The following is a 14,171-nucleotide window of genomic DNA, read 5'->3' on the forward strand; positions in this document are numbered from 1 at the left end:
GGCGCCGTTCTTTTGTTTTAACCATACAGCATTTCCAGCTCATCCACCAATGACCCGACATAGCGGACGGCCCGGCGGATCGGTTCGTCAGTCGACATATCGACGCCGGCATGCTTTAACAGGTCAAGGGGTTTCATTGTTCCTCCTGCTTTTAAGACAGACAGCCATCTGTCCACCGCCGGCTGCCCTTCATGCTTGATCATCTGTGAAACCAATGTTGAAGCAGTCAATCCTGCTGAATAAGTGTAGGGGTACAAGCCCATGTAATAATGGGGCTGGCGCATCCATGTCAGGCTGGCGCCTTCATCAATCACGACTTCTGCGCCCCAGAATTCGGAAAGCACTTTGCTTGTTTGTTCAGACAGCGCAGAGGCGGTAAGAGCGCGCCCCTGTTCTGCAAGCTGATACACCCTGCGCTGATACTCCCCTTCGAGCAGGTGGGTGACAAAGTTGTGGTAATACGTGCCCAGCAGCTGATTGATGACCCAGCGCTTCATCTTTGAATCATTTGTTTGTGAGAACAGGTGCTGTGCGAGCAGCATTTCATTCATCGTCGAAGGAGCCTCCACGAAAAATAAAGTAGGGCTGATGTTCATGATCCGCTGATCGCGGGCTGCGAAATAAAAATGGCCGGCATGGCCCAGTTCATGGGCAAGGGTAAAGACATCCCGCATCGTATCCGTCCAGGTCATTAAAATGTAAGGATGAGCGCCGTACGGGCTTGAGCAAAAGGCGCCTGTTGATTTGCCGACATTGTCAGCCAAATCGAACCACCTTTCAGTTAAAGCGGTTTTCATCACTTGTGCATACTCAGGGCCCATCACTTGTAAAGCATCGAGAATCATGTTTTTTGCATCTGCAAAAGTAGTTTGAGGGTTGAAGCCATGGTCGAGCGGGGCCTGCAAATCGCAGAAGCGCATCTCGTCCAGACCGAGTACACGTTTTTTTAGGCCGGCATACCTTCGCATATGTGGCGCAAGCTCCTGTTTGATGACATCCAGCTGGTTGTGGTACATCTCAAGTGTCACGCTTTGCGGCTGCAGGAGCATGTGGGTGACTGATTCATATCCGCGCAAGGAGGACATCGCCACTTGTTTTTTGACTTCTGTTTCATATGCGGCGGCAATTGTGTTTTGATATTGCTTTAAGGTATCGACAAATGAGTCAAAGGCTTTTCTGCGAATGTCCGTATCAGGGGAAAACATATATCTGCCTTCATATAGCGCAAACGAATTGGCGAGTTCACGGCCATTTGAATCGGTAATCGGTTCAAATCGCATATCTGCCAGTTTCGCCATTCCGAAGATTTTGCAGGGCGCTTCATACACTTCGCCCAACATGGCCAGCGCTTCTTCCGTTTCCGGCAAAAGCTTGTACGGCTTGCGCTCTAACATGTCCGTCAGCATGTTTCGGAAAGGTTCGAATTCTTCTTCACTTTTTATGTACGACTCAATGACAGCCTCGGGAAGTTGTAAAATCTCTGATTCGATAAATGAAAGGCCCGCATTGATTTTCGCCTTCAGCGCGGCCATTTTTGAAGCATTCGCTTGATTGATGGGGTTTGTCAAATCTTCTGACTTTTTGAGGTAGATATAGGCGATAGCCTTGCTTAAACGCTTCATGATCTGTTCTTCCATCAGCAAACAATCGAGCAGGACTTGTGCGCCTTCATGAAGTCTTCCTTTAAAAGATGTGATCGCCGATAAGTCATCCTCAATGTTGGCCAGCTCGTCTTTCCAAGCTGCGTCTGAAGAAAACAAATCTGTCAGTTTCCATGTCATCTCTTTCGCAACTTCTGAACGGTTCAGTCTCTTTTCAGCCGCTTTTTTCAATCGATCTCCCCCAATTCCGATTATTTCGTGTTTCTAATTAATTATATAAAAGACAGAGGCTGAATGAAACAAAATAAAAACGACGATTTCTGATGAAACCGCCGTTTTATTGCTTCACTTGCGTTCACTCATGCTTCGCATCACAAGGCTCACGATAAAGATCAGGATGATCGCCCCAACCAGAGCGGGGATGATATTAAATCCGCCAATCATCGGCCCCCAGTTTCCTAAGATCAGTGATCCCAGCCATGAACCGACAAATCCGGCGATGATGTTGCCGATGATTCCTCCAGGTACATCCCGTCTGATAATAAGGCCCGCAAGCCAGCCGAGAATCCCTCCGATGATTAAAGACCAAATCAGTCCAAACACAGATATTGCCTCCTTGATATTTTCCGTCTTTCCCTTAGCTTTTGACATTCATGAGGAACTATACCACTGTTTTTTCTCAATGAAACCATTCTCAGAAATCAAACGTATGACATACCAACACCAAGAAAAGGCATACAACTCATAAAAGAAGAGAGAGGAGTTTGGCATGAGACACCCCCTGAAAGAGTTGAAAGGTTTTCGCGAGTTTGCAGAAGAAGAAATGAAGCGGTGGAAAGTGCCCGGCGCTGCGGTTGGCATCATTAAAGACGATGAGATCATCATGGCGGAAGGGTTCGGCTATAAAGACAAAGAAAGGAATTTAAAAGTGAATCCGGAGACCGTGTTTGCCATCGGTTCGGCGACTAAGGCTTTTACAACAGCAGCGATGGCGATTCTGGCTGATGAAGGAAAGCTGGAATGGGATAAGCCTGTCAGGGAATACCTGCCGGAGTTTCACATGCATGATCCTGTAGCGACTGAACGGATGACCCCAAGGGATTTGACATGCCACCGTTCCGGACTTCCCCGGCATGATATGATGTGGTACAACTCCCCTTTTTCAAGGGAGGAGCTCCTCAGGCGCATTCGCTATTTGGAGCCGAACAAGGATTTTCGTTCGATTTGGCAGTATCAAAATCTCATGTATATGACAGCCGGTCTTCTGGCGGGAAGAGTGGCCGGCACGACCTGGGAAGGGCTTGTGCAAGAGCGGCTGTTTGAGCCTTTAAAAATGACATCAAGCAATTTTTCGGTTGAGGATATGAAAAAGCAGCCGGATCATTCCTTGCCATATCAAGAAAAAGCCGGATCAGCAGAACAAATTCCATTTCGCAATATCGATGCGATCGGGCCGGCAGGTTCCATCAATTCGAATGTGCTGGATATGGCCAACTGGGTGAGGTTCCAGCTTGGCAGCGGAGAGTTCAGCGGCATTTTATCGGCCGGGAGCCTGAATGAAATGCATACTCCTTATATTCCATGCGACCCGTTCATGAAAGCGAAAGAGATCCCAATTTCAAGCTATGGGCTTGGCTGGATCATCGAGCCGTACAGGGGATACCGCATGATTCACCACGGAGGAAATATCGACGGCTTTTCATCGCTTGTCTCTTTCATGCCTGACGAAAAAATCGGCGTCGTCATTTTGACCAATATGAACGCCAGCCTGCTCCCAAATGTGCTGGCATACCATATTTTTGATCGTATGCTTGGTCTCTGTGACATCGATTGGAGCAGCCGCTTGAAAGGTGAAGCGGAAAAAATGAAAGCGGCTCTCATTAGACAGGATCGCACCGCACATTTAAGCAAGATCGAAGGAACGCAGCCGTCCCATGCTCTTGAGGATTATACGGGGATCTATGAGCATCCGGGCTACGGAGAATTAAAAATAGAGCTTACCGACGGAACATTGCAGGCGCTGTTTCATTCGTTTGTCATGCCTTTGACTCATTATCATTATGATACGTTCGAAATGGAGCTGAAGCTTTCTGAGACGACCAAGCTTCTGGCATCCTTTACCATTGATGTGAACGGACATATCAGCCGTTTCTCCGTACCGTTTGAAATGGCGCCCGGTGCAAAAGAAATCGAGTTTGTGAAAAAGCCTGATGAGCGATTGTCCGATCCTGAATTTCTCGCTTTGCTGACTGGAGTGTATGTGCTTGAAGACGGAACAGAAGTCGCTGTTTCCCTCGGAGGGGAGCGGACACTAAGGGTAACATTGCCTGGTCAGCCGGTATACGAGCTTGTGCCTTACCGTGAGCTGACTTTTCAAATCAAACATCTGCCTGGATACAGCATTCGGTTTGAGACGGATGATTCCGAACAGGTGAAAGGCCTTCGGTTTATCCAGCCGAACGGCGAGTTTCCTGCTGTCCGGAAATAACCTCTCATAGAAACGATTCGACTTTATTTCCCGAGAAATAGATAAGAATGTCGAGTCCATTTAAGTCATCTTTCCGGCGCTGGCTTCCCATAGTAAATCAGCGAGATGGACGGCTCTGACATGATCCGACAGTCCAGCCCGTTCAATGCCGAGTTTCATTTGCAGGAGGCAGCCGGGATTAGCGGTGACAATCGTTTCCGCTTGAACCGCTTGTGCTGCTTCCATCTTGGAATCGAGTATTGTCATCGACATGTTCGCTTCCACGATATTATAAATGCCGGCCGAGCCGCAGCAGCTGTCAGCGTTTTTCATTTCTTTGAATTCAATTCCTTTGATGCTGCGGAGGAGCCGGCGGGGCTCGGCAGACGTTTTCATCACATTGCGCAGGTGGCATGAGTCCTGATAGGTGACAGTCTGAACAGGCAGTTCAAGGGATTTTTCAGCAAAGTCCAACTCCAATAGAACGGAGGAAAAATCTCTCAGCTTGCCTGTGAAGGATGCCGCCCGTTCCCACCAGTCGGGATCGCTTTTGAGAAGATGATCATATTCGCTTAAAAATGCTCCGCATCCGCCGGCGTTTGTCACGATATAATCGGCGTCCAATGCCTCGAATGCCTGAATATTCCGTTTTGCCAGTTGAACGGCCAGATCCTTCTCGCCGCTGTGGCCGTGCAGAGCGCCGCAGCAGGCCTGCCGGTCGGGGATGACGACTTCGCACCCCGCCATTTGCAGCAGTTTGATCGTGGCCATATTTGTGTCCAGGAACAAGGTATCCATTAAACAGCCTGAGAAGAAAGCGGCGCGCTTCTTGTGACCGCCGAGCGGCGGCAGATGGTCTGGGCGGCTTTTCAGCTGCTTCATATCCGGGACTTTGGGCAGGATGCTTTCCATTTTTGCCAGGTGTTCCGGCAACATCCGCAGCATGCCTGATTTTCTGATGATGGTTTGCATGCCGGAGCGCTGATAGAAGCCAAGCATTCCGGTCAGCGCCCGGATTCTCTGTTGATGAGGGAACAGCCCTTTAAATACAGCACTGCGCAGCACCTTTTTAGGAAGGGAGTGTTTTTTATGCTGCTGAATAATGTCTCTTGCCTCCTCCAATAAACGCCCGTACTGAACTCCTGACGGACATACCGGTTCACAGGCGCGGCAGCCGAGGCAAAGGTCAAGAGAGCGTTCGACATCTTTATCAGGCTCAATCACCCCGTCTGCGACCGCTTTCATTAAGGCGATCCGCCCCCGCGGAGAATGGCTTTCCTGAAAGCCCGATTCTATGTAGGTCGGGCACGATGGAAGGCAGAAGCCGCAGCGCATGCAATTGAGCAGTTCTTCTTCATCCATCCGCTCTTTAAACTGCTGCTGGATGACTTTTTGTTCTTTTGCTGTCGTCATTTTGCTACCACCACCCGTTTGCGGGAGTCTTTCGCAAATATTTTCCCTGGATTCAAAATGTTGTATGGATCAAATGCTTGTTTCAAGGCTTTCATCGCAGCGATTCCAGCCTCACCGATTTTAAGCTCCAAATAGGGGGCTTTCATTTCGCCGACTCCGTGTTCGCCAGTGATGGTTCCTCCGAGTTCAACGGCTTTTTTGAAGATGTCTTCAAAAGCTTTTTCGACTCGTTCCATTTCTTCGCTGTTTCGTATGTCAGTCGTGCAAGTCGGATGCAGATTTCCGTCTCCGGCATGACCGAATGTGCAAATGGTGATGTTGTGTTTTTTGGCGATGTTGTTGATCGCTTTAACCATTTCAGCGACTTTTGAGCGGGGGACTGTGGCGTCCTCCAGAATGGTCGTCGGCTTTAAACGGGCCAAAGCAGATAGTGCCGCACGGCGCGCGTTGCGCAAATTTTCCGCTTCGGCTTCCGTCTGTGCTGTTTGCACGGACACGGCATTTCCTTTTTTGCAGATGTCTTCAATGATGCCGATGTCCCGGCTGACCGTTTCAGCCGATCCGTCCTGTTCAATCAAAAGAACAGCTTTGGCATGGACGGGGAGGCCGATTTTTGCAAAGTCTTCGATGACTTGAAGCGTCGGCTGATCAAGAAATTCAAGGGTTGTCGGAATGATTTTGTGAGCGATGATGTCTGATACAGATTTGGCTGCAGCGTCGATGTCTTGATAGAGAGCGAGGACGGTTTTCTTTGTTTCGGGAGCAGGGATTAATTTTAACGTAGCTTCAGTGATGATGCCGAGCGTCCCTTCAGAGCCGACAAATAAACGCGTCAGATCGTAGCCGGCGACGTCTTTGGCAAGCTTTCCCCCGGTGCGGATGATATCCCCGTTGGCCAAAACGATTTCTAAAGCCATGACATAATCACGGGTCACACCATACTTCAGCCCCCGTAAACCGCCCGAATTTTCATTGATATTTCCGCCGATTGTGGAAATTTTCATTGAACTGGGGTCGGGAGGATAAAACAGCCCTTTTTCCTCTGCTGCACGAATCAAGTCCAGTGTGATGACTCCGGGCTGAACGGTCATAGTCAAATTTTCTTCATCGATTTCCAATATCTGATTCATATGTTTAAACAGGAGCACGATCCCGCCTTCTGTCGGGCAAGTGCCTGCACAGAGGTTGGTGCCGGAACCCCGCGGCACAATCGAGATGCGGTGGGCGCTTGCAATTTTCAATATGTGCGATACTTCGTCCTTGCTGCGCGGCGCAATGACGGCGTCAGGCATTGATTGGAACTGCGGTGTGGCATCATACGAGTAGACGAGCCGTCCGGCATTGGAATCATCATAATTCTCATGCCCGACGATATCCATCAGTTGGGATTTGATTTTGGTGGAAATCATTTGTGATCACATCCTTTACCAATCATTATACAAAATTGAAACGATTTCAAAAAATCATTCTTTTAAACGTATAAAATAAAAACAACCCGCTTCCGGAAAGAAAATGGGTTGTTTTTAGTGTGGAGAGACGGCATTATTGCGTCAGTTCGATCGCTTGATCCAGAACTTTTGCTCCGTTCATCATTCCATATGCGATTTGGTCAATGATATCCACGGGCGTCTTGTACTGTGCGGCTCGTTCTGTCATTTGTTTTTTTAAATAACGGACTTGCGGTCCGATCAGTATGACATCAATATCCTCCAGATGGCTTTGTAAATCTGCTTCAGCATAAGCGTTGATTTCTGCATTGATGTCACGGCTTCCCGCTTCTTCCCTCATTTTTTTTACCAGCATGCTAGTCGACATTCCGGCGGAACATACAAGTGCTATCTTCATGCTTCACTTCCTCTCCTCAGGGCTTGATATAAATGAATCATTTCGTTCGCTAAATCTTTTAAAGTCATGGACGTCATCAAATGGTCTTGTGCATGGATTAATAATAGATTGGGTGAAAGGCGTTCGCCTTGCGCCTCTTTTTGCAATAAGCGGGTTTGCGCCTGATGCGCTTGAAGCAGTTCCGCATCTGCTTTCTTGGATCTTTTGATTTGCTGACTCGTACTCGCTTTTTTTCACACACTGCAATGCTTCCATTGCAGATGAACGCGCATTTCCAGCATGCAAGATGATTTCAAATGACACCTGTTCCAGATTCAATGGATGTGTCAAAAGCCTTCACTCCTTTATTCACTTTCGGTTTGTTAACAGGGCGGCTCTCTCTGCCGCTTTAATGAATGGCAGGTAGAGCAAGACAGCCAGCGCCAGATTGAAGATTTGCAAAAAAACTCCCCGGATTGATCCTCCGGTTACAAGATAACCGCTGACAATCGGCGGTGTCGTCCATGGAAGGATGGCTACCGTTTTCGGAACGAGCCCGGAGGCTAAAGCGATGTATGATGTAACCGTTAAAACTAATGGAATCAATATAAAAGGAATGAACATAATCGGATTTAATACGATGGGAAGGCCGAACAGGACAGGTTCATTAATGTTAAAAAAGCCTGGTGCGGCGGATACCTTTCCGATCGTTTTGTAGTGCTTCGATTTCACGCCGATAAAAATAGCAGCGAGCAAAGCCAATGTCGTCCCCGATCCTCCCATAAACACATAAGAATCAAAGAAGGGCTTGGTCACGATATAAGGCACTTCAAAAGCGCTCATTCCTTGCGAGAATAAATGCTGGTTTTCCTGAATGAGCGGAAGGTAGATGGATTCCATAATCGGTCCGAGGATATTTGTTCCGTGCAATCCGAAAAACCAAAGCAAGTGATTCAAGAAAGTAAAAACCAATGCTGATCCAACCGTGTTGGAAAGGCCTTGAAGCGGTTCCTGGATCGTGCTGAAGACCAGCTCGTGTAAGCTTTGTCCGGAAAAATAAACGATCAGAGTGTTCAATAATCCTGCTGCCGCCAAAATCACAGCAGCCGGCAATAAAGCATTCAAGGATTTTGTCACGCCATCAGGCACGCCGTCAGGCATTTTAATTTTAAGTTTCTCATTTTGAGAGAAGAGCCTGAATGCTTCTGTTGACAGCAAAGCCGTGATCAATCCGACGAAAAGGCCTTGAGCCCCCAGCCAAGTCATGGAAAAGCCAAAGTCTTCCGTCGTCGGTGTAAGGACGGCGAATGCCCCGACCCCGATTAATGCGGCAGAAAGACCATCAGTCCGATAAGATTCTGCTAGCTTGAAGCTGACAGCCGCAACGGCCAGCAAACTTAAAATGGCAAATGAACCATTCCACACAGCTCCGCCGGCTGCCGTCCATCCTTCGCCAAAAAGGCCGGTCATGAAATCCTGAAATGCCGGTATTGGGAATTGATTGACCAGAATGGCAAGAGAGCCGATGATGATTAAAGGCATAATGGCAATGAACCCATCACGTATGGCAATTAAGTGCCTTTGAGAGCCGATTCTACCAGCGATCGGCATGATTTTAGATTCGATGAACGTCATGATCTTATTTTGTTTCATCGTACTTTTGCCTCCTCAAAGAACTGCGGAAGATCATGTTTATGAGCCTCAAGCATTTCATTCATCACCGTCTGGGCTTTATGATCAGATGGAATCAGCGGATTCATGATCATTGCGGAGTACAACGTGTTTTCATCACCTGTGACCGCTGCTTTGATGACCAATTGCTCGAATTTTTTCATAGAAATCACCGCCCCGCTGATTGAATCCGGCAGTTTTCCGACTGTCAGCGGCATAGGTCCGCTTTTTGTGATGACACTGTTGACTTCAATCACCGCATCATGCGGAAGATCTGGTATGCTTCCTTTATTCAATGTATTGACGGTCTGAATATCCAGCGAATGTTGATAAAGCGAGGTCATTAATGAGCAGGCTGATTCACTGTAATAAGCTCCTCCGCGGCTTTCTAATTCTTTGGGCTTTTCATGGATGTCTGTGTTTTTGTATGTTTCAAATAGCTGTTTTTCTATTTCCATGACGGCATCTGCGCGTGTCCCGTTGTTTTGGTATGCTTCGATATCTTTTGCAAGCACATCTTCATACTGGTAATAGTACTGATGATACGGGTTCGGAAGCATGCGCAAAGAGCGTAAAAATTGGCGATTCCAAGGCAGCATCGCAATATTGGAAGGAGAATAGTCGAGGGTGTCATTCAATAAATGATCGATTGTCTCCTCTGTCCGGTCCACTCCGTCTATCCATACCCTTTGCCCGAAGACGAAATGGTTGAGCCCCGCGAATTCAATCATGACACGATCCGCATCCACGCGGAAAATTTCTGCGATGCTGTTTTTCATGTTATAAGGAATATTGCAAACCCCGATGACTTTTTGATGGGGGCCATGCTTCAATAATGCTTCAGTCACGATGCCGGCCGGATTTGTAAAATTGATCAGCCACGCTTCTGGACAAATCTCTTTTATATCGCGAGCGATATCCAGCATGGCGGGAATCGTCCGCAAAGCTTTAAAAATACCGCCGGCTCCATTTGTTTCTTGGCCGATCAGACCATGGCTGAGCGGAATTTTTTCATCCAGCGCTCTGGCCTTTAATCCTCCGACTCTTATTTGAACCGTGACAAAATCGGCATGCTTAAGCGCTTGCGCACGATCTGTTGTATAGCTCAATTCAATCGGAACATCCGCACGTTTGATCATTCGCTTCGCAAGTTCTGAAGTGATGCGTACTTTTTCTGCTCCTTCCTCAATGTCGACGAGAACAATCTCCTTCACTGGAAAATGATGATGCCGCTTGATGACACCTTCGATGATTTCTGGTGTGTAGCTTGATCCCCCGCCTATCACGACTAATTTCAACCCCATAGTCCCCCTCCTCCAATCTCTTTTTTTGAAAACGCTTAACACAATTGAAACTTAACATGTAGTAACAAATTTGTCCACACATATTTGTTATAACAAATTATTTTTTTGGCGAACGTTTTGTGTTATTCTATAGTTACTAATTTCACTCCAAAGGAGAAAATGAATGGCAAAACAACCACAACTCCACAGCCGAATTAAACAAGATATTGTAGATAAAATAGAGAGCGGCTATTACCCGCCTGGCAGTCTGCTTCCGACGGAGTCGGAATTTTGCAAAATCTATGATGTCAGTCGAACAACACTGCGGACCGCCTTGAATCATTTGCTTATGGAAGGGGCCATTTACCGCAAACAGGGGAAAGGGACATTTGTCGCCAAAGGAAAAGTGAAGCAGATCTTAAGCTCCAGCCATCTCCGTTATGCAGATCAATTAAAAGCGCAAGGCATGAAACCGAAAATCAAAGTTGTGGATTTGCAAAAAATAAAACCATCAAAAAAAATCCAAGACCGTCTTGGGATTGATGGTGAACAATTGGTCTATCAGGTGAAGCGGATTCGCTATGCGGATGAGGAAGAAATCCAGTTCGAAACGGCCTTTGTCAGAGCCGACCTCGTCCCCGAGATAACGGAAGAAATGGCCAATATTTCACTGTACCAGTGCATTAGCAGCCAAGGCAATACGATAAAAAGAACCGAAGAGCAAATCAAAATCTTGATTTCCGATGAAGAAATTGCACAGCATTTGAATATCACACAAGGCACGCCTTGTTTCCAGATTGCAACGCAAACATTTTTGGCGTCTGAAGAAGTCGTGGAGTTTTCTCTGGCCTATTTCCGCGGAGACCGCGTTGAATTCTTCATAGAACGCGACTATGAATAGAGGGGGATTGAAGGATGAAAGCTTTAATCATAAACGCCGATGATTTTGGACTTTCAAGAGGAGTGAACCTCGGCATCATTGAGGCGTTCCAGCGCGGAGTTCTCACATCGACGACGATCATGACCAATATGTTAGAAATGGAGCATGCTGTCTCTCTTGCACGGGAAAATCCCGCACTTGGGGTCGGTGTTCATTTGACATTGACAGCAGGCCGTCCGCTTCTCAGCGATCTGCAAACGGTTGCGGATGAGGATGGGAATTTTCGCAAGCTTTCATACTATCAAGGTTTTTTCGACATCGATCTTGATGAAGTGTATAAGGAATGGAAAGCACAGATAGAAAAAGCCCTCACCTGCGGCTTACATCCGACACATATCGACAGCCACCATCATATCCATACATACGGAAATCTTTCCGAGGTGTTTGTAAAGCTGGCGACAGAGTATCATCTGCCCTGCAGAAAGGTGAACGATGACCATCCTTCCTTGTGGAAAAATGTGAAATCGAATGATGCCTTTGAGCTGAAAGTGGACAGACTGAAAGACTTATCATCCTTCCTCGATCTTCATCAAGAGGCGTCGGTCATTGAAGTCATGTGCCACCCGGCTTATGTCGATAAACGGCTGCTCGAGAAATCTTCATACCATTATCCGCGGGTCTATGAGCTTTCATTATTGACAGATCCTTCGTTGAAAACAGCTTTCATACAATGTTCGGATATTCGCCTTATATCTTATGCCAGTCTGTAAAACTGCAATTCTTGTAAAAGCATGTACCCCGGAAATGCCATGGACATTTCCGGGATCAAATAAATAATGACGTTGACAATTCAGAATATTCTAATTATTATTAATTTGTCATAACAAATTTTGCGGTCAATCAAACGTTTGCTTAAAAGTGTTCTTGCCATATAAGGTATAGACAACTATACGTATTTTCGTAAACCCGCTATTTTTTCCATCCAGGATCAATCGCCATTTGCAATGTGTGACCGCATCAAGACTTACAGTTTAAATCCACATATCGATTAATGTAAGCGTTTTCTCCTTGTGATCTTCTTTGTCACCACTGCTATGTCTTACAAGGTGAATATAAACCTATTGAAAAGGTGGTGAACAAAATAAAGTTTCATTGATTGACAGCAAAAATTTGATGAAAAGGGGATGGGAATAAGTGTTTTCAAACAAAAAGTTTCTTGTTTTTTCGTTCATTTTTACGATGATTCTAAGTCTGTCGTTTTTTAATGGGGAAAGTGCGAAAGCAAGCTCTGACAAAAACTATAAAATCATTGGCTATTATCCATCCTGGGGTGCGTATGGAAGGGACTTTCAAGTGTGGGATATGGATGTCTCTAAGGTCAGTCATATCAATTATGCATTTGCCGATATTTGCTGGGAGGGAAGACATGGAAACCCTGACCCGACAGGTCCCAACCCGCAGACGTGGTCCTGCCAGGATGAAAGCGGAGTGATTGATGTTCCAAATGGATCGATCGTTATGGGGGATCCGTGGATCGATGCACAAAAGTTCAATCCCGGCGATGCTTGGGACGAGCCGATTCGGGGCAACTTTAAACAACTGTTGAAGCTGAAAAAGAGCCATCCTCATTTGAAAACATTCATATCAGTCGGCGGATGGACTTGGTCAAACCGCTTTTCAGATGTTGCGGCAGATCCTCGTGCAAGAGAAAATTTTGCTGCTTCAGCGGTCGATTTTTTAAGAAAATATGGGTTTGATGGCGTTGACCTTGACTGGGAATACCCGGTTAGCGGAGGACTGCCGGGAAACAGCACCCGTCCGGAGGACAAAAGAAACTACACGCTGCTTTTGCAGGATGTACGCGAAAAGCTTGACGCCGCAGAAGCGAAGGATGGCAAGGAATATTTGCTGACGATCGCATCCGGTGCCAGCCCCGAATATGTGAGCAACACTGAATTAGATAAAATTGCTGAAACGGTTGATTGGATTAACATCATGACCTATGACTTTAATGGCGGATGGCAAGGGATAAGCGCCCACAACGCTCCGTTATTCTATGATCCAAAAGCGAAAGAAGCCGGCGTTCCAAACGCTGAAAGCTATAACATTGAAAACACCGTCAAGCGTTACAAGGAAGCCGGTGTCAAAGCGGATAAATTAGTGCTTGGAACACCGTTTTACGGCAGAGGCTGGAGCGGTTGTGAATCTCAAGACAACGGAGAATATCAGAAATGCGGACCGGCTAAAGAAGGGACCTGGGAAAAGGGAGTATTTGATTTTTCAGATCTTGAAAAGAACTACATCAATAAAAACGGTTATAAAAGATATTGGAATGATCGAGCAAAAGTGCCGTTCTTGTACAATGCGGAGAATGGAAACTTCATTACCTACGATGATGAAGAATCCTATGGATACAAAACCGATTTCATTCAAGCAAACGGACTAAGCGGGGCTATGTTTTGGGATTTCAGCGGTGATTCAAATCAGACTTTGCTCAACAAATTAGCAGCCGATTTAGACTTTGTGCCTGACGGCGGCAATCCGGAGCCCCCGACATCCGCCCCGAAAAATGTGCATGTAACAGAAAAAACCGCAACCAGTATCAGCCTGGCATGGGAGGCGCCGAATGCCGGAGCCGATATGACAGAGTATGTCGTGACATATGGAAACAAGTCCGTGTCGGTCAAGGAAACAATGGTGACAATAAGCGATTTAAAGCCGAATACGACCTATTCATTTACAGTGTCAGCAAAGGATGCGGACGGAAAGCTCCATACCGGACCAACGATAGAGGCATCGACAAGCTCAGACCAATCATGTGCATATAACGAATGGAAAGATACCGCCGTCTACACAGGCGGAGATCGTGTCGTTTTTAACGGCAAAGTATACGAAGCGCAGTGGTGGACAAAAGGAGATCAGCCGGATCAGACCGGCGAGTGGGGAGTATGGCGGTTAGTCGGTGATTGCAAATAAATAGAAAACGATAAAGAGAGATTGGGATTCCCGTCTCTCTTTATAAGAAAGGAGTG

Annotated in this window: 11 protein-coding genes and 1 pseudogene; 4 read left to right on the plus strand and 8 right to left on the minus strand. The window is 46.7% G+C overall.

What is annotated here, in order from left to right; all coding sequences use genetic code 11:
• Positions 1 to 17: 17 nt before the first annotated feature.
• Together pepF and ACINLD_RS13215 are read right to left on the minus strand one after the other, a co-directional pair.
• Positions 18 to 1,832: an oligoendopeptidase F gene (gene pepF, locus ACINLD_RS13210; protein ID WP_077735766.1), complete on the minus strand. Its 1,815-nt coding sequence runs from the start codon at positions 1,830 to 1,832 to the stop codon at positions 18 to 20.
• Positions 1,833 to 1,946: 114 nt separating this feature from the next.
• Positions 1,947 to 2,204 carry a GlsB/YeaQ/YmgE family stress response membrane protein gene (locus ACINLD_RS13215; RefSeq protein WP_026585778.1) on the minus strand — a complete coding sequence of 86 codons (258 nt, stop codon included), beginning with the start codon at positions 2,202 to 2,204 and terminating at the stop codon, positions 1,947 to 1,949.
• Between the two features lie 166 nt (positions 2,205 to 2,370).
• Here ACINLD_RS13215 and ACINLD_RS13220 point away from each other — a divergent pair, with 166 nt between their 5' ends.
• Positions 2,371 to 4,089, plus strand: a complete 1,719-nt coding sequence (locus ACINLD_RS13220) for a serine hydrolase (protein WP_077735765.1) — start codon at positions 2,371 to 2,373, stop codon at positions 4,087 to 4,089.
• A gap of 60 nt (positions 4,090 to 4,149) precedes the next feature.
• Here ACINLD_RS13220 and ACINLD_RS13225 read toward each other — a convergent pair whose 3' ends face one another.
• From ACINLD_RS13225 to ACINLD_RS13250, 6 genes and pseudogenes are all read right to left on the minus strand, one after another.
• A complete protein-coding gene (locus tag ACINLD_RS13225; RefSeq protein WP_026585780.1) occupies positions 4,150 to 5,481 on the minus strand; it encodes a (Fe-S)-binding protein in 1,332 nt (443 codons plus the stop codon).
• Positions 5,478 to 6,890 carry a glycolate oxidase subunit GlcD gene (gene glcD / locus ACINLD_RS13230; RefSeq protein ID WP_077735764.1) on the minus strand — a complete coding sequence of 471 codons (1,413 nt, stop codon included), beginning with the start codon at positions 6,888 to 6,890 and terminating at the stop codon, positions 5,478 to 5,480. Before glcD ends, ACINLD_RS13225 begins: the two co-directional genes overlap by 4 nt.
• A gap of 133 nt (positions 6,891 to 7,023) precedes the next feature.
• A complete protein-coding gene (locus tag ACINLD_RS13235; RefSeq protein ID WP_026585782.1) occupies positions 7,024 to 7,326 on the minus strand; it encodes a PTS sugar transporter subunit IIB in 303 nt (100 codons plus the stop codon).
• Positions 7,323 to 7,644: pseudogene (locus ACINLD_RS13240) on the minus strand (PTS lactose/cellobiose transporter subunit IIA). The gene ACINLD_RS13235 and the pseudogene ACINLD_RS13240 overlap by 4 nt, the downstream one beginning before the upstream one ends.
• Positions 7,645 to 7,674: 30 nt before the next feature.
• Complete coding sequence (gene celB / locus ACINLD_RS13245; protein ID WP_026585784.1) at positions 7,675 to 8,958, minus strand: PTS cellobiose transporter subunit IIC; 1,284 nt, start codon at positions 8,956 to 8,958, stop codon at positions 7,675 to 7,677.
• Entirely contained in the window at positions 8,955 to 10,280 is a 1,326-nt protein-coding gene (locus ACINLD_RS13250; protein ID WP_077735763.1) for a 6-phospho-beta-glucosidase, read from the minus strand. The genes celB and ACINLD_RS13250 overlap by 4 nt, the downstream gene beginning before the upstream one ends.
• A 163-nt stretch (positions 10,281 to 10,443) precedes the next feature.
• Here ACINLD_RS13250 and ACINLD_RS13255 point away from each other — a divergent pair, with 163 nt between their 5' ends.
• The 3 genes from ACINLD_RS13255 to ACINLD_RS13265 all read left to right on the plus strand — a co-directional run bounded on the left by ACINLD_RS13255 (position 10,444) and on the right by ACINLD_RS13265 (position 14,115).
• Entirely contained in the window at positions 10,444 to 11,160 is a 717-nt protein-coding gene (locus tag ACINLD_RS13255; RefSeq protein ID WP_026585786.1) for a GntR family transcriptional regulator, read from the plus strand.
• 14 nt (positions 11,161 to 11,174) lie between these two features.
• The gene (gene chbG, locus ACINLD_RS13260) at positions 11,175 to 11,909 is read left to right on the plus strand and encodes a chitin disaccharide deacetylase (protein WP_026585787.1); all 735 of its coding nucleotides are present in this window, start codon (positions 11,175 to 11,177) and stop codon (positions 11,907 to 11,909) included.
• A gap of 469 nt (positions 11,910 to 12,378) precedes the next feature.
• Positions 12,379 to 14,115, plus strand: a complete 1,737-nt coding sequence (locus ACINLD_RS13265; RefSeq protein ID WP_077735864.1) for a glycosyl hydrolase family 18 protein — start codon at positions 12,379 to 12,381, stop codon at positions 14,113 to 14,115.
• The last annotated feature ends 56 nt before the right edge of the window (positions 14,116 to 14,171 follow it).

The sequence above is a fragment of the Bacillus sp. z60-11 genome (genome assembly GCF_046464135.1).
GTDB classification, from domain to species: Bacteria; Bacillota; Bacilli; order Bacillales; family Bacillaceae; genus Bacillus; species Bacillus sonorensis_A.